Raw genomic sequence first — 17,352 nt, 5'->3', positions numbered from 1 at the left:
AGAATATTTCTTATATCACGCCTTGTACCATCATTGCATCGGCCACTTTTAAGAAACCTGCGATATTGGCACCAACAACAAGATTATCAGGATGACCATATTCTGCTGCAGCATTCACACTGTTGCGGTAAATATTCGTCATAATTTCTTGTAATTTTGCATCAACTTCTTCAAATGTCCAAGAAAGTCTCATGCTGTTTTGAGCCATTTCAAGTGCAGAAACTGCGACTCCTCCAGCATTCACCGCTTTGGCAGGGCCAAAGAGAACGTTGTTTTCATGGAAGATATCAATCGCTTCTAGTGTAGAGGGCATATTAGCACCTTCACCAACAGCTTTTACTCCATTATTAACGAGGACTTTTGCTGATGCTTCATCGATTTCATTTTGAGTAGCACATGGTAGAGCAATATCACAAGGAATCAACCAAATTCCTGCACAGCCTTCATGGTATTCTGCCTCAGGGTGTTCAGCCACATATTCGGAAATTCTTTTACGTTCAACTTCTTTTAATCGTTTTACCGTTTCAAGGTTAATTCCATTTTTGTCATAAATATAACCGTTTGAATCACTACATGCGACAACTTTGGCACCTAATTGGGTCGCTTTTTCAATCGCGTAAATCGAGACATTGCCAGAGCCAGACACAACAACTGTACTTCCATCGAAGCTAAGACCTTTGTCTTTCAACATTTCCTCAACAAAATAAACAGTCCCATAGCCAGTAGCTTCTGTGCGCGTCAAGCTTCCGCCGTACCCAACACCTTTGCCTGTTAAAATTCCAGCTTCATAGCCGCCGCGAAGTCTTTTATATTGTCCGAACATGTATCCAATTTCTCTTGCACCAACGCCGATATCACCAGCTGGTACGTCCACATCAGGTCCGATATGTTTAGCGAGCTCAGTCATAAAGCTTTGCGTAAAGCGCATCACTTCACCATCAGACTTTCCTTTAGGATCAAAATCGGAACCGCCTTTACCTCCACCAATTGGTTGGCCAGTAAGAGAGTTTTTAAAGATTTGCTCAAAGCCTAAAAATTTAATAATACTAGCATTCACGGAAGGGTGGAATCGTAAGCCACCTTTATAAGGGCCAATATTGCTGTTGAACTGAACGCGGAAGCCGCGGTTTACTTGCACTTTTCCTTGATCATCGACCCAAGGCACTCTAAAAGTAATCATTCGTTCTGGTTCTGAAATGCGCTCAAGAATTCCGTTCTCCATGTATTTAGGGTGCTTCTCAAAAACAGGTACAAGTGAATCAAAGATTTCTTTAACGGCTTGGTGAAATTCACTTTCATTAGGGTTACGTTTGATGACAGCTTCATACACTCTGTTTACATAGTCTTTTGCAATTTGTGTGTCTGTCTGTTTTGTTTCTACGATAGTCGGCATACTCTTTTCTGAACCTCCATGCTTCACAATTTAAGGATTTTGCATAAATATTCTATCAGCATCGTTAAATCTAATGTTATGGAGTATTTTATAATTTTTAAGCAATTTGAACCAATATAAAGAATAGATGAGATTAATGCTATAATGAGATGATTAATAGAAAAAGAGAGTGTAGCTGGAGACAAAGAATAGTAATTATTTATAGAAAATTATGCATATTGATGTAAGAGAAGGGATTAGAAAGTGCATGATTTCTACCTTGTTATTTTGAAACGGTGAGTTTTTTGAAGGGGGTTAAGGAAGGTGAGTCATCCGATGAACCTGCTTTATGGAGCGGTGGAAACCGATTGCTATGCTGATTACAAGCATGATAGAAGCTAAAGCTAAAGAAAGAGAGGTCGATTTTCAACGAAACAAATTCATCGGTTTTCGTTATAAGAAGAGAAGGGAAAACGCTCTTGTATAGCTGGAATTATCCGACTAACAAAGGATTCAAGAATTTCTCATTATCTGGAATCACTTAAAATAATTAACAAAAAATGATTATTTATTTGTTATTACAGAATAATAATTAGGGTTATATTTTCGATTTACTTCCTCCATTTTTTTCTTTAATTTTTCCTCTAATAACTCAGGCTTTACATACTCTTCATGTAACACTTGCTTTTGCCAATCTTTCCAGTCAGTATTCGTCAATGTTGTTCACCTACTAAAAAAGTTATAATTTTTTCTTTATATAATTGGTATGTTGTACAGGCTATTTTGAGTCGTTCAATATAAATTTCAATATTAGGAATCTTCAATTATCTTAAAAGGTGAATGTGCAAACAAAGCTACTTTCTCCCTTATTATTATGAGTTTTTTAAAAAACATTAAATTTAAAGATGACCCGAATCATTATTTGAATGATACGTGTGTGAGCGATTGTAATTCTCACTTTAAATAATGATTCATGTCAAAGGAATAAATTTGAACAATTCATTTGGTCAATGTTCAAGTTGAAAGTGCAGATTATGTGCCACCCATAGGTTAGCTTCAAATTTTTTTGTTTTTTCACAAAAAAGGAATGCCCTTTAATTTTCTTCAGCTGAGAAATATATACTGCAAATTAGTAATGGTGAAATAATAAATAAATATTATATTATGATTGTTAATTTTTCTATTTAGGTGTATTTTATATTGTAGGTATAATCTGATCAATACAAAAAGAAGATAATATCAATATCATTTTTAGATGATTGAAGGAGAGAAAGACTGTGGAATTAAGGCAGTTGAAGTATTTTATGGAAGTTGCCAAACGTGAGCATATGACAGAGGCTGCTGAGGCTTTACATGTGGCACAATCTGCAGTAAGCCGACAAATTTTTAATCTTGAATCAGAACTAGGTGTTGATTTGTTTGTCAGACAAGGGCGAAGAGTTCGATTGACACCAATTGGTCGAATGTTTTTAGAAAGCACGACACAAGCAATGAAAATGCTCGATAATGCAACGCGTGAAGTGAAAGAACACTTAGATCCAGAGCGAGGCACAATCCGTATTGCTTTTCCAATTAGTATGGCAGCACATACACTACCGACGGCGATTTCAGCTTTCAGGGAACGATACCCAAAAGCTAGATTTCAATTAAAACAAAACATTTACAATCATTTGGTAGATGAAGTTGTAAATGGTGAATACAATATGGCTTTACTTGGTCCTGTGCCAATGGATGAAGAAAAGCTAGAAGGGCATATTTTGTTTACTGAAAATATTGTTGCGCTTTTACCTAGTAATCATCACTTAGCGAACGAACCGATATTGAAGTTAAGTCAATTAAAAGATGAGCCTTTCATCCTATTACCTGAAGGAATGTATTTTCGTGATATGGTGATGAATGCGTGTGCAGATGCGGGGTTCGAACCAAAGGTATCCTTTGAGGGAGATGATGTGGATGCTTTAAAAGGACTGGTGTCGGCAAGCCTTGGAATCACGCTTTTGCCAGAAATAACCGTAATGGATACTTTGCCACGCGCTACGGTAAAAATACCGATTATTGAACCGAGTGTGACTCGAACAGTTGGTCTTATCATTCCTAAAGAACGTCAATTGCTGCCAACTGAAACGCTTTTTTTTGAGTTTCTTAAAGAGTTTTTTAGTAAGCAGAATGGCTAAAACAATAAAGGGAGTGTAATCATGGCAAAGCTTTTCATTCATTACGGAAAAGCTTTGCCATTTAAGAAATCGAGGACTAAGAGTAAATGGGAAGATGTATTTATTCCATTTCCTGTTCTTTGACTTTTAGTGCATTTTTAATAAAGCCTGTATTTTTAATCTCTGCATTAACATTTACCTTAACGTCAATCGTTGGAAATGCTTTTCTCCAATTTAATTGTTTCCATTGCTCATAGGATAAACTGTTTTTCACAAAGATACCGATTCCGATACTATCCACTTCATTGTCTTGCATTGTACGGATTAACCTCAAAGCCACCTCTTTGATATGATTTTCAATCATTGATTCAAGTTTTCTCATGTCTTTTTCGTCTGTTAAGTTTAATGAACCAGTGTATTCTAAGATTGAGCCTCGAACATTAATGTCGATCTCAGCTTGTATATTTCCGCCATCTGCATCATTGCTCACATTTATTTTTCGTCTGTTTTTAATCCCTTCATACAGCAGCTGTGCTTTCTTTTTTGTTGCTGGATCTTCCATATCAAAATGAAGCGTTCCTTCTGAAGATCCCCCTTTTAAAAAGAAAAACACTCTTGCATCGTTCGGGTCGATTTTTGTTATGTATTGATCGTTTTTGAAAAGGGCAATTCCATCAGCGACAATCTCATCATTTGCGTGTTTTAAAAGGGGAGCTACTGGGTCGATTCCTTCTTCATATAAATCCCTTGTAAATTGGTATAATCTAGATTCTGGGACCATCATATTCCGGATTTCTTTATCTAATAATTTGTCAATATATTTGCTAGAACGAGGATGCGCTGGGTATTCGTTTTCTAGTAATTCACTTGCATGTCCGTTAATAATACTTATTTTTAATCGTGAACCAAAAATAGGATCACGGTTCAAGGCTTCAATTTGATCCTGTAAACCATTTTTTGCTAAGTTGACTCCATATAAAACATTTCGAATTTGTCCCGTAACAAGATCTCGTTCCGATTGACGAGAGACGTTTAATATTGCTTCTTTATTACTTCGAGCGATGGTTGTTAACACTTCGCTATCTTTTTCGGCTTCCGGTTCTATTTGTGGAATAGCAACTGTGAATTGGAGTGCCCCGTCCTCTTCGAACTCCTCGATTTTATGAATATCTAATGCCAATGCGTGAATAAAACCAACGTCTTCAAGGAGCTTTTTGTCAGAGCAACCACAACAAATTAGAGCAACAACAAATACGATTATAATCGTTTTCATTATGTTTGATTCCTCAACTTTTTTTTATTTTTAATATGATGATCAAGATGAGAGGCAACAAAAACGCAAGCCCCATTTGAATAAAGCCAAATTGAGTTAACCACTTGTCTGCCTCGGTTGATGTGTTCGCATTCATTGTGATCAAGCACCCTAATAGCAAAAGGATAGGTAGTATTATTTTTTTACTTATATGTGAGAAGATTTGCTCCATCGCTGTTAGTGCAGTCCAAAAAAAGAATGTCACTGTGACAATGATCTTGAAATAAAAAGTACTAAACACAATATTTTCAATGCGAATGAGAAAAGGGAACTCAATGTTACTATAGATTTGAAGTGTAGGGTACATGATATCTAGGATGAGATTAAATCCGAAAAAGCCAATACATATTATGGTTACATAAATGTAAATGAAGCTAGTGAACGCATGGCCGATATACATCGCTCTAAAAGGCTTTTTCTTTTCATCTAAATAGGGGAACAAGAACAAAAAAAATTCATATCCTGTGAAACCAACATATATTTCAAGCATTGATTGTAAATCAGCATCTCCTCCCCTTAACAAATGCGTTGAGTATCGAGATAATTCGATCTCTTTCATAAAGAACCCAGTTAAAAAAACCATCCATATTCCTAAATAAAAAAATAACGTTGCTCCTTTTACAATGTTATACATGCTGTTTAAAGTGAATAGTACAGCTGGAAGTAAAATGACAATTAACAAATAATAGGTAGGAGTAGTGGGAAATGAAAGGGTTTGGATAATAAACGTATATTTTTTTGCAAGTATGATTCCTAAGCATACCCAAAATAGAGATACAAGAAAATAAATCGGATTCCTTATCAATTTTGGTGAAATACGATTAATCAGTAAAAAGACGTCTTCTCCTTTGCTCAAACGATACACTAAAGAAATTAACCAAATGTTAAATGAAACAATAAGAAAATAAATTGGTAGTACTAACCATCCGTTCGTTCCATAGGTTTCAGACACTAAACGAGGAATGCTGAATAATATAACCCCTGATTGAAGCATGTACATTAAAAGTATAATTTGATATGAAGGTAATTTTTCCGTAATCATCTCATCACTTCTCTACTTTTTCATTCTGTGTTTGCGAACATTCTGAGAAACAGATTGGGCGGGTCGTTTCGTAATCTCAGAAAAAGGTGCCCGAATAAAAGCCGATTTCCAGTCTCTAAAGTAATTTGGTGCTACTGGAAGAAGGTAGGAGCTATCTAAATTCGTTAATTTTGATAAATGGATGACTAAAAAAGCAATCCCAATGGTTAAGCCTAAGTTGCCTAATACCCCAGCTAACACAATTAAACCAAAGCGAGCGACTCTTAATGCGGCACTAAGAAGATAATTGGGCATAACAAACGACGAAATGGCTGAAATGGCAACTGCAATGATCAAGGTATTGCTAACAAGTCCTGCATCGACTGCAGCCTGACCAATCACAATTCCACCTACAATTCCGATCGTTTGACCAATTTTAGCTGGTAGCCTTGCTCCGGCCTCTCGAAGTAATTCAATTGTAAATTCCATGATAAATGCTTCAATTAAAGGTGGAAAAGGGACCCGGTTTCTTGATTCTGCCAAAGATATTAACAGTGTTTCTGGAATCATTTCATAATGGAAGGTTGTAACGGCTACATATAAAGCAGTAAATGTTAAGGTGATAAAAAATGCGATATAACGTAAAATCTTTGTTGCCGTACCGAGTCCCCAACGCTGACTGATATCATCAGGTGACTGAAAAAATTCAAAAAAATTCGTTGGTGCAATAAAAGTGGACGGACTTCCTTCAACTAAACCGATGACCTTTCCTAGTGCGAGCTTCGACGTTGCTAGCTCTGGTCGTTCGGTTGTTAAAAACTGTGGAAACAGGGAGTAAGGGTTGTCATCGATTAATTGCACAAACATGTTTGAATCAAGGACATAATCTGTATTTACAGACTTAATACGTTCTGTTAATTTTTCAACAAAAACCTTATTCGCGATATTTTCAAGATATAAAATGAGAACATCTGTTTTTGTTATCTCACCTGCGGATAACTTCAGAACTTTTAAATCTGAGCTTTTTAATCGTCTCCTGATGAGGGATAAATTCGTAACATTTGATTCGTTAAAAGCTTCTAGAGAACCTACAATTGTCGTTTCTCTCTCTGATTTTTCGATCGCCCGCGTTTGAGGACCGAATACGTCAGTAAGATAGAGTGTATCTTCAAAAAATATCGCAACATGACCCTCTAAGATTTTTCTTACAGCTTCCTTTAGGTCAGAGCATGGTACATAAATTGAGCGTTTTAATATGTCGCTTAATGCTTCTTTGTTTGAATGATGATCAAAGAAAGGTCTTGTTATTTTTTGCTCGAAACTGAAATCATCTGTTAAATAAGCGAAAAATAGTAAGTGAAGATTTAGATCAGAAACAAATTCATGCTCTAAGTCTTCACAGTCTTTAAATTGTTCAAGAATACTATTCACAGTAACAGTGCTGTTTTTTTTTCTGAATAAGCTCAATTTCTCAGTTCCTCACTTCCTCACTTTTTAGGTAAACATTGATTTTTGATATAATTTCCCCAATTATTTTCGTTTCATGTACTGAATTCATAGGTATTGCAAGAATAGCATTTATGCTGCCTAGTCTCGTTTGTAAATAATAATCACAATTGGTGGTTAACATATTTTATGTACAGAATTATAACGACTAGGAGGAATCGAAATGTTAACTAAAGCAGCTGTTACATTGGGTAAGGGGGAGCCCTTTCAAATAACCGATATTATGGTTGATGATCCACAGCCAGGCGAGGTTTTAGTTCGACTTGTCGCGACAGGAATTTGCCATACTGATATTCTGGCCCAAAACCAAGCGTACCCTGTGCCTCTTCCTGCAGTGCTAGGACATGAAGGATCTGGCGTTATAGAGAAAGTGGGTATGGGTGTAACGAACATTGAGCCTGGTGATCATGTTGTGTTGTCATATAGTTCTTGTGGTGGGTGCCCCAATTGCTTAGCTGGTAAACCTTATGCATGTGAGCAATTTTATAGCTTAAACTTTGAAGGCAAAATGGGGGATGGTACGTGTCGATTGCACAAGGGGGATCAAGACCTATCGAACTTTTTTGGTCAATCAAGCTTTTCACATTATTCTGTTGCAAATGCTCGTAACGTCATCAAAGTACCGAAAGATGTTCCTATTGAAATGCTTGGACCACTTGGTTGTGGGATTCAAACAGGAAGTGGAGCAGTATTAAATAGGCTGAAACCACCTCCTGGTTCTAGCCTCGCAGTTTTTGGCATTGGTGCAGTCGGTTTAAGTGCGTTGATGGGAGCGGCTGTTTCTCATTGTGCGACGATCATCGCGGTTGATATTCAGGATAGCCGTCTTGAATTATCAAAGGAATTAGGAGCTACGCATACGATCAATGCAAAGGAACAAGATGTTGTGGAGACGATCATGGACATTACAGGAAACAAGGGCATTGATTATGCGGTTGAAGCAAGTGGACGTCCAGAAAACACACGTTTTGCCGTGGACTCTCTAGCAGTATTAGGAACAGTCGTACAAGTAGGAGCACCTGCACTGGGAACAGAAGTAACCTTAGATATGAATACGCTGTTATTTGAGAGGAAACTCACTGGATTCTTGATGGGTGGGAGTGTTCCTCAACTGTATATTCCGATGCTCATTGAATTATACAAACAAGGAAAATTCCCATTTGATAAATTAATAAAGTATTATACACTTGATGAAATAAATCAGGCGATTGAGGACTCAAAAGAAGGAACAACCATTAAACCAATTATTAAGCTTGCTTAATCGTACAAGCTTAATAAACTAGTCGTTGCCGTCTTATGTTTCCTTTTAGATTTGAATACGAAAAACCCGTTCAATCATCATTTTGAACGGGTTTTTTTCAAAAAATAAGAAAGGATAACCTTTTAAAGCTGTATAGCTACAGGGGCAAGCGGATCGAGGTCGATTTTCTTATCTTCATTATGCGTTATTTTTCGTTGATTTGAATTTGATATCCGATGTTAATTCTTCCGTTTTTTTATCACCTCTGCGTATAACCCGATACTACCAGCATTGTTTTTCACAATTGACTTTAAGACATTCGAATCTTTTGGGAGATCACCTTAAGCAAGGGTTGTCATCACACATCGTGGGGTTGGTTGTGAAATTTTGAGTTGGACATTGTCACCGATAGTTATAGTATACGACAAGAAATAGGAACTTCCTTCATAAAAAACCTATCGTTTAACAGTTTGACAGACTAATGAAAATACATGTCACAGGTAGGCGTTAAATTTCTACAGGAAACCAAGCTGTGTTTAGAGAATATGACCATATGGTTGAAGCAAGGAATTATTCTTTTGATGGGTAGCGGAATGGAGGAATCGTGCAATGAACTTACAGCTAGCTGGGAAAAAAGCACTTATTACAGGAGGAAGTCGCGGGATCGGAAAAGCGATTGCTCGCCAATTAGCTCTTGAGGGTGTGGAATGTACCATTTGTTCGAGAACAGAAAGCACCTTGCGAGAAACAGCGGAACACTTATCCAAAGAAACGGGAGGTAAAATTCATCCGATTGTCGCTGATTTGACAAAGGCAGACTCCATTGAAGCTTTAGTGGAGAAAGCAGCCGCTGCAATGGGCGGAATTGATATATTAGTAAACAATGGGGCGAGGGTAAGTGGCGGAGAACCTGAGGATTTTCACAATGTAAAGGATGAGTTAATTCTTAAGGATTTTGAAGAAAAATATCTAGGCTATTTTCGCTGCATGCGCAGTGTCGTACCGCACATGAAGAAAAATAATTGGGGCCGTATTATCAATATGAGTGGAATGGCGGCAAGAACAGCCAGCAGTGTGAGTGCAGGGGCACGGAATGCATCCGTGGTTCATTTAACAAAAGCAGCAGCACAGGAGCTCGGCAAGTTTGGCATTAATGTAAATGCGATTTACCCAACAACGACCTATACAGAAACCGTAGCCGAGAGAATCTCTTCAAAGGAAAAACGAGACGTAGAAGGAAAGAAAAATGCAATTGGTCGATTAGTAACGGCAGATGAAATTGCTTATGTTGCAATCTTTTTAGCTTCACCTTTGTCTGTGTCGATAACTGGGGATGTTATTTCTGCAACAGGAGGCAAAGGAGATGCGGTCTACTATTAATGAAATAGGAATCAGCGAATGGGCATTCACCCTCATAAGAAATTCTTCATATGTTAGGTAGAAAGGGTGGAAAGGGTGATTTAATGAACGGTAAGGTTCGCAATTATTATGCTGGAGGCAACACGGCTAAAGGGTTTTATAGTTTGTATAATTCTGCCTTAGAAGGATTGGAGCGTTTGTTTATTTTAAAAGGCGGTCCAGGTACGGGAAAATCTTCATTAATGAAAGCAGTCGGCGAAAGGATGGTAAGGAAAGGGCTGGATATTGAGTATTTACACTGCTCGTCTGATAACGATTCCATCGATGGTGTTATCATACCACAATTTCAAGTAGGAATCGTTGATGGAACGCCCCCCCATGTGATTGAACCACAAGCACCTGGGGTGATTGATGAGTATGTAAATTTGGGTGTTGCCTGGGATTCAAAAAAGCTCTCTGTTCACAAAGAAACCATTCTTGCGCTCAATGAATCTATACGTAAGTTGTTTCAAAAAGCCTATGACACCTTTGCTGCTTCTTTGAAAGCGCATGATGAGATTGAAAAAATATATATAGCAAATATGGATTTCTCAGCAGCCGATCAATTAACGGATGAAGTGATTGCGGAGTTTTTTGGTGATGAGATAAAAGAGAAGCAAGCAAAGGTAAAGCACCGCTTTTTAGGTGCTGCAACGCCAAATGGAGCCGTTGACTTTATTCAAAATTTAACGGAGGATATTGAGAAACGCTATTTTATCAAGGGTAGAGCGGGTTCAGGGAAGTCAACAATGCTCAAGAAAATTGCATCAGCAGGAGAGGCGAGAGGGTTTGACGTTGAAGTCTATCATTGTGGTTTCGATCCAAATAGCTTGGATATGGTCATTTTAAGAGAAAAAGGCATTGCCATTTTTGATAGCACTGCTCCTCATGAATATTTTCCTGATCGGGAAAATGATGAGATGATTGATATGTACATTCGCTGTATTGCCCCTGGAACGGATGAGAAATTTTCAAATGATATTGAAAGAACTACAAAGGCGTACAAAGACTATATGAAGGAAGCCATTTCCTATTTAGCCGAAGCAAAACGTCTCCGTGATGAACTAGAAGCTTATTATATAGACGCAATGGACTTCTTGAAGGTTGAAGAAATCCAGGAAAGCATAATTGGTCAAATTGAAGACTTCATTCAACGTTAATCAAGTAATATAGCGGAAAGGACGAAACGCTAGCGGCGGATCGTCCTTTTTTTAGTCTAACATGATTAACTAGAGGTCTTTTTAATATTACGATCAAAAAGTTGAGTAAATACAGGTGCAAATGTATCTGTCATTTTGTTTGGCCTAACTATGCGAAGTCTAGATTTTTCAGTCGCTTGAATGCTCACCATATTTTTTGTTACAAGCTGTCACAAAATCTGTTATTGACAAACCAAATCTATTTAACTATGATAAAGTCTATAAAACATACCGTTTTGGTATGAATTGGTGGTGGTAAGAGTGCACATCGAAATTAAAAATGTCAATAAGTCGTTTTCTCATAAACAAAAAGGTACGTTGAAAGTACTAGATAATATAAGTGTAAACATTGAACAAGGAGAATTTGTTTCGATTCTTGGTCCATCAGGGTGCGGGAAAACAACAATGTTAAACTTAATCGCTGGTTTAGAGAAAGAAGACGAAGGCGAAGTGCTGGTACGTGGAAAAAAAATAAAAGGACCAGGAACCGATCGAATTGTCGTTTTCCAAGAATCTGGATTATTTCCATGGCTTTCTGTGCTTGATAATGTAATGTACGGTCTAAAAATTAAAAAAATGTCAAAAAAAGAAGCGGAAGAAAAAGCGTTAAATGTTTTGAAAATGGTTCATCTAAGCAGATACAAAGATGCGTATCCCCATGAATTATCAGGAGGAATGAAGCAACGGGTTGCGATTGCTCGAGCGCTTGTAATGGAGCCGGACATTTTATTAATGGATGAGCCTTTTGCAGCTCTTGATGAACAGACAAGAATGACGCTTCATAAAGAGCTTATTGACATTTGGCGTAAAACGAAGCTTACGGTCGTTTTTATCACCCATAACATTCGCGAGGCAGTCAAGCTATCGCAACGAATTGTCGTTATGGGTACTCGACCAGGATATATTAAAAAAGAATTTACGGTGAATACAATGCAAAGTGGAATTATGACTGACAACGTGATGTTCGATCTTGAGCAACGAATATTAGCTGTTCTGCAAGAAGAGATAGAAAAGGTGTTAAAGGAGGAGATGGGGGATGATTACAGTTTGGGCGAGGAGAATCCTGTTCATCGCGACTCTAGCGGTGATATGGGAAGTCACATCTAGGACTGGTATATATCCGTCATTTATGTTTCCTTCGTTGACACAGGTGTTTCAAACATTATTCAACGGACTGGTAGACGGCCAGATTTTAGTCGCAATCTATAAAAGTTTAGGAAGACTAGTAATAGGGTTCATGATCGCAATTACCCTTGGGATTTTTCTTGGGTACCTTATTTGGCGCTATAAGCTTGTCGATGATACATTAGGCTTTCTAATTACAGCGCTTCAATCGATTCCGAGTATTGTTTGGTTTCCATTAGCGATTGTTTGGTTTGGACTTAACAATACGGCGATCTTGTTTATTGTTACGATTGGTGCCACATGGACCATGACAGTCAGTGCAAGCACCGGCTTTAAAAATGTCCCTAATTTGTATCAACGAGTTGGAAAGACATTAGGTTCAAGTGGTTTTCACTTTGTTCGTACCGTCATTTTCCCAGCATCGATCCCGCATATTATTACAGGTCTTCGCATTGCATGGGCATTTGCGTGGCGAGCGTTAATGGCTGGGGAGCTACTCGGAGCCGGTGAAGGACTTGGTCATTTGCTTGAAATGGGTCGGGCACTTGGTCGAATGGACCTCGTCATTTCTGTCATGATTGTCATTGCGATTGTGGGTACAATTATGGATAATGCTGTATTCTTACGTTTAGAACGCCGTGTACAAGAAAAATGGGGCGTAAAACGTATTTAATATTTGTTAAATTGAATTAAAAGGAGAAGATTATGTTGAAAAAAAGAACAATTTTAACATTTATTAGCTTGCTTACCTTACTAGGTGTCGTGCTAGCAGGTTGCGGATCAAGTGGTAATGGTGGAGAAGGAGATTCTGCAAGTGAGGAAAAAACAGAAGTGAAGATTGGTTATTTTCCAAACTTGACACATATTGCGACAATTGTTGCACTTGAAAAAGGATTTTTTGCCGAAGCGTTTGGTGAGGATGTAGAGATTCAAACACAAACGTTTAATAACGGTGGCTTGTTCATGGAAGGTATGGCAACAGATGCAATTGAAATTGGAACGGTTGGACCTGGTCCTGCTATGAACTTCTATTTACGCGATCCTTCTTATCACATTGTATCTGGTGCTGTAAATGGTGGAGCGGTTCTTGTTGTTCGCGGTGATAGTGACATTGAGACAGTTGCTGATTTAGATGGAAAACGTATTGCGATCCCAGTAATCGGAAGCACGCAAGACATTATGTTAAGAAAAGCACTTCAAGAAGTAGGTTTAAAACCAACATCAAGTGGCGGTACTGTAGAAATGATGGCTGCAGCTCCAGCTGATACATCAACATTGTTTTTACAAGAGGATGTAGACGGTGCAGCTACACAAGAGCCATGGGGACAAGTGTTAGAAACACAAGCAGGCGGCCGTACGCTTCTTGACTGGGATGAGTTTGCATGGGGCGAAGAATCAACAAATACGGTTGTCGTTGCAAGTGACTCACTTTTAGAATCACACCCTGAAATGGTTGAAAAGTATTTAGAGGCTCATCTCAGAGCAGTTCAATTTATCCAAGATGAGCCGGCTGAAAGCCAGCAGCTTGTTGTTGACCATTTAAAAGAACTAACAGGTCAGGAGCTTAATATCGATGAACTTGCAGCTGCGATGGAACGATTGACTGTAACCTATGAAGTAAATGAAGAAGTGATTCAAGAAATGGCGACGATTGGGATGGAAGCTGGATACACAGATTCAGATGATCTAGAAGGATTTATTGATTTGAGCCACCTTGAAAATGTTTTAGAATAAAAAAGAATCGTTGAAAAACAAAACCATATCGAGCAAAAGAGCTTCGATATGGTTTTGTTGAAATCGAAGCAACAGGAGCTGATGAAAAGCATCTGTTGCGTTTTTATGATCATTTAATTTAGATTATCTAAAAGCCATCTTCCGTAGCTGTAAATGGAATATTTAGTCTGTTTTCTACGGATCGTAGTCTTTGGTTCAACCGATTGAGGCGCCGAGTATGACGTTCATCATTTCGATTTAGTCGAATGATTTCCTGGTTAATTCGGTTAATTTCTCGGTTTATCCGTCCGATTTCCTGGTTTTGCCGAGTTAGCTCCTGAACTTGTCGTTCATTTTGTCTTTCAAGCTCTCTAACGCGTCTTTCGATATTCTGAGGTGGTTGTCTCTCGAATTCTCCATGCTCATGCTCGAGTTGTTGCATGTAAGGATTGTATTGATTGTAATGATAGTCAAGATAGTCCATTTGCTGAGGAGCATATCCAGAATAAAAGTGATACGGATTCATATGGGGAGCTCTCCTTTACAATTTTTTAGTCGGGATACATACCTACCTTATAACCTATGTAATGAGAGGTGGAGTGACAGGGCGGCAGCCTAAAGACAGCCGACAAAAATAAAGAAAGGTTTAATAGGCAATTATGGTAGTAAGGAAAGGTAAGAGAAAATTCAAGTGATAGAACGAGAAAAGGCAATATGGGCAAAATTTGAGACAGAATGACAGAAATATAGATAAAGAGAGGGGGCATTCGTGAAGTTATGAAAAACATCGTTTTATTACTGTCAATTACAAGAGAGACACTTACTTAGCCGAGAAATCACAAGCCTTACTTGTTGTAGCAGGTAGCTAATAGCGATCAAAATGTAGATGTTGTACGCAATGCTAGGAAAGGTTCTCATACAGGAGGCGCTTGTCATAAATAAAGGAAAGTAAAAAATCCCCTGATAGAACCTCGCAGGGATTTTTTAGACTTTGACTGTCCACAGCTTATTCACTCAGATATTGAGAGTTACTTTGAAGCAATTTCATTTGTCGACGAGTTTCAGTTATCATTCCATTAAGTCCTGCAACTCGAAGGTCTAGGGTCATTAATTGAAAGGGGTCCGAACTAGCCTGATTGGTAATTTCGGTCCGAATTTCGTTCAATTTCTGAACTTGACTTTCCATACTAGCTAGATTCTGTTCCAAAATCAATAAAGCCTTGTTATTATCTAGATGATTTGCAAAAAACACACGTATAAGGAATTCATCTTTAGCGAAGCTAGAGTCTGTAGGAGATAATAGCCATTCTTCAAGAAAATTACGACCTTTGGACGTAATTCGATACACTTTTTTATTTGGCTTTGTATGCTGTACGATCAGATCTGATTCGACTAAGCCATTTTTATCGAGTGATCTTAAGGCCGTGTAAATTTGCGTTCTACTTGAACTCCAGTTATAAGAGATAGAACTTTCAAACGTTTTATTCAATTCGTATCCGGTCATGTTCTGCAGCGAAAGAAGTCCCAGGATACATGCTTTGAGACTCATGTTGACTTCCTCCTATTAACTAAACGTAGCGTGTACACTTATTTTAAATTTAAAATTCCAAAATTAACTATTCGTAGTTCAGTATAGTACTATTTTTTTTCTTTTGTCAATCATCAACTCAAATAACAGCAATATACAATGTAGAGACACTATATTAATAAAGGAATAATAGGATCGAAAAAGCCCTGGGACTAATCGTCCCAAGGCTTTGTTTCATTTCGTTATAGTATGAAGGAGTAGTAATGAAGCTTATTTACAAATAAATGGAAGGGTGTTTTATGCAATGTTTTCCTTTCTATCTTCTGTTATTTCCTCTTTATGTTTGCGGAAATCATCACGATCAAGCAATATGGATACGATAAATCCTACCAATAGAGCCCAGAATGCGGCACCTACTGAAAGTAACGTTATATTAGAAACAGCGATAAGAAAAGCTACCATTGCACCATTTTTAAATTTTCCGGAAAATGCTCCAGCAAAAGTACTTATAAACACTGCAAATATTGCAAGACCACCAAGCACGGAGAGTAGTTGACCAGGAACGACAGTTGAGATAGCTATAACTATTCCTGCTACTAAACCAAAACAAATCCAAAGAAGTCCATCAAAAGCAGAAGCTACATAGCGCAAGTTTTTATCTTTACCTGATGCTTCACTAGACACCATGGCAGTACTAGGACCAGCTATCACAGTAGGATGTCCTCCAAATATTGAGTTAATTAATGTGCCGATACCAGGAACAGTAAACATAGCATTAATTGGAGGCTTATACCCTGTAGCTAAAAGAACGCCAACAGCCTGCATATTCTGCACACCAATAACGAGTATAATTAAAGGCAAAGAGAGCTCTAAAATCGCTTGAATACTAAATGCAGGCATTATAAGGGCAGGCTGAGCAAGCGAAGGCTGTATCGCTCCCCAGTTCGTTTGACCAAGTGCTGTAGCAATGATCCCACCTACAATGATAGCACCTAAAATCGGTGGGAATTTCTGAGAAAATTTTTTCATAGCTAACAACAGAAAAAATACGATAAAAGCACTACCTGCAACAGCTGGAGCCTCAACAGCAGCTTGAACTGCTTTAATCCCAAAAGAGAGAAGCACACCAGCAATCATCCCTAACATGACTGGAAGAGGTATATGTTCAATAACCTTCTTAATTAGTCCTGATAGACCTAGAATCGTCACGACTACTCCAACCACAATGAAAGCACCGATGGCCTCATTAAAAGGGATGTGTTGTAATGCGCTACCTACTAGAACTGCGCCAGGTATACTATAAGCGACAACAATTGGTTGACGATAACGAAATGACAAAATAATCGTAAAAATACCACCAGTTATATAGATAATAGATAACCAAGAAACAGCCTGATCCATCGGAAGATTTCCTTCATTAGCTGCATTCATTACAATTATACCTGGTCCCATAATGCTGAATAGTGCAGCTACAAGTCCAGTTCCAAGTGCAGCAGGAGTTAAATTACTAAAAAAATCTTTAATATTTTCCCTAACATTCGTGCCTCTTTCAATACTCATTGTATGAACCCCCTTTTTAATTTTTAATTAGAAGATTGACATTATTCCATTTAAGATACGTATAATTTTGTGCTATTTAAATGTGTAGTGGTTAGAAGGATATGGACCTTTTTAAATTCATTTTGTCTAAGGAGCAGACACAGATAGTATGCTCCTCTGTAGTAAGTAGATAAAGAGATTGACAAATTTTAATGTATGCGCTTTCTTTTTATTCTACTTTAGACT

15 protein-coding genes are annotated in these 17,352 nt (G+C 37.9%); 7 read left to right on the top strand and 8 right to left on the bottom strand.

Annotated features, from left to right (window positions below):
* Positions 1-10: 10 nt before the first annotated feature.
* Both gdhA and BLT_RS24130 read right to left on the bottom strand, forming a co-directional pair.
* Complete coding sequence (gdhA, locus tag BLT_RS0117875) at positions 11-1,393, bottom strand: NADP-specific glutamate dehydrogenase (protein WP_017729115.1); 1,383 nt, start codon at positions 1,391-1,393, stop codon at positions 11-13.
* A gap of 543 nt (positions 1,394-1,936) precedes the next feature.
* The gene (locus BLT_RS24130) at positions 1,937-2,089 is read right to left on the bottom strand and encodes a hypothetical protein (RefSeq protein WP_017729113.1); all 153 of its coding nucleotides are present in this window, start codon (positions 2,087-2,089) and stop codon (positions 1,937-1,939) included.
* 560 nt (positions 2,090-2,649) lie between these two features.
* Here BLT_RS24130 and BLT_RS0117860 point away from each other — a divergent pair.
* Positions 2,650-3,546: a LysR family transcriptional regulator gene (locus tag BLT_RS0117860; protein WP_017729112.1), complete on the top strand. Its 897-nt coding sequence runs from the start codon at positions 2,650-2,652 to the stop codon at positions 3,544-3,546.
* 100 nt (positions 3,547-3,646) lie between these two features.
* Here the strand turns inward: BLT_RS0117860 and BLT_RS0117855 are convergent, their stop codons facing one another.
* The 3 genes from BLT_RS0117855 to BLT_RS0117845 are packed head-to-tail and all read right to left on the bottom strand — an operon-like array spanning position 3,647 to position 7,325.
* Positions 3,647-4,798 carry a Ger(x)C family spore germination protein gene (locus tag BLT_RS0117855; protein WP_017729111.1) on the bottom strand — a complete coding sequence of 384 codons (1,152 nt, stop codon included), beginning with the start codon at positions 4,796-4,798 and terminating at the stop codon, positions 3,647-3,649.
* A gap of 13 nt (positions 4,799-4,811) precedes the next feature.
* On the bottom strand, positions 4,812-5,879 hold the full coding sequence (locus BLT_RS0117850; protein WP_017729110.1) for an endospore germination permease: 1,068 nt from the start codon (positions 5,877-5,879) through the stop codon (positions 4,812-4,814).
* Between the two features lie 12 nt (positions 5,880-5,891).
* Positions 5,892-7,325, bottom strand: a complete 1,434-nt coding sequence (locus BLT_RS0117845; RefSeq protein WP_017729109.1) for a spore germination protein — start codon at positions 7,323-7,325, stop codon at positions 5,892-5,894.
* 202 nt (positions 7,326-7,527) lie between these two features.
* Between BLT_RS0117845 and BLT_RS0117840 the strand changes: the two genes are divergently transcribed.
* From BLT_RS0117840 to BLT_RS0117815, 6 genes are all read left to right on the top strand, one after another.
* Positions 7,528-8,625, top strand: coding sequence for an NAD(P)-dependent alcohol dehydrogenase (locus tag BLT_RS0117840; protein WP_017729108.1), 1,098 nt, complete (start codon positions 7,528-7,530; stop codon positions 8,623-8,625).
* Positions 8,626-9,213: 588 nt separating this feature from the next.
* Complete coding sequence (locus tag BLT_RS0117835; protein WP_017729107.1) at positions 9,214-9,984, top strand: SDR family NAD(P)-dependent oxidoreductase; 771 nt, start codon at positions 9,214-9,216, stop codon at positions 9,982-9,984.
* A gap of 83 nt (positions 9,985-10,067) precedes the next feature.
* Positions 10,068-11,162 carry a PRK06851 family protein gene (locus tag BLT_RS0117830; protein ID WP_026105189.1) on the top strand — a complete coding sequence of 365 codons (1,095 nt, stop codon included), beginning with the start codon at positions 10,068-10,070 and terminating at the stop codon, positions 11,160-11,162.
* 300 nt (positions 11,163-11,462) lie between these two features.
* Positions 11,463-12,308 carry an ABC transporter ATP-binding protein gene (locus tag BLT_RS0117825; protein ID WP_017729105.1) on the top strand — a complete coding sequence of 282 codons (846 nt, stop codon included), beginning with the start codon at positions 11,463-11,465 and terminating at the stop codon, positions 12,306-12,308.
* Positions 12,238-12,999 carry an ABC transporter permease gene (locus BLT_RS0117820; protein WP_394295521.1) on the top strand — a complete coding sequence of 254 codons (762 nt, stop codon included), beginning with the start codon at positions 12,238-12,240 and terminating at the stop codon, positions 12,997-12,999. Before BLT_RS0117825 ends, BLT_RS0117820 begins: the two co-directional genes overlap by 71 nt.
* 32 nt (positions 13,000-13,031) lie before the next feature.
* Positions 13,032-14,060: an ABC transporter substrate-binding protein gene (locus BLT_RS0117815; protein ID WP_017729103.1), complete on the top strand. Its 1,029-nt coding sequence runs from the start codon at positions 13,032-13,034 to the stop codon at positions 14,058-14,060.
* 127 nt (positions 14,061-14,187) lie between these two features.
* Here the strand turns inward: BLT_RS0117815 and BLT_RS0117810 are convergent, their stop codons facing one another.
* The 3 genes from BLT_RS0117810 to BLT_RS22310 all read right to left on the bottom strand — a co-directional run bounded on the left by BLT_RS0117810 (position 14,188) and on the right by BLT_RS22310 (position 17,127).
* Entirely contained in the window at positions 14,188-14,565 is a 378-nt protein-coding gene (locus BLT_RS0117810) for a hypothetical protein (protein ID WP_017729102.1), read from the bottom strand.
* Between the two features lie 480 nt (positions 14,566-15,045).
* Positions 15,046-15,588, bottom strand: coding sequence for a PadR family transcriptional regulator (locus BLT_RS0117805; protein WP_017729101.1), 543 nt, complete (start codon positions 15,586-15,588; stop codon positions 15,046-15,048).
* A gap of 276 nt (positions 15,589-15,864) precedes the next feature.
* Positions 15,865-17,127, bottom strand: a complete 1,263-nt coding sequence (locus BLT_RS22310; protein WP_017729100.1) for a benzoate/H(+) symporter BenE family transporter — start codon at positions 17,125-17,127, stop codon at positions 15,865-15,867.
* Positions 17,128-17,352 lie beyond the last annotated feature (225 nt).

The sequence above is a fragment of the Halalkalibacterium ligniniphilum genome, from assembly GCF_000334155.1.
Classification (GTDB): domain Bacteria; phylum Bacillota; class Bacilli; order Bacillales; family Bacillaceae_D; genus Halalkalibacterium; species Halalkalibacterium ligniniphilum.
The sequence above is the reverse complement of the archived record's forward strand: the minus strand, read 5'-3'. Positions and strand labels throughout refer to the sequence as shown.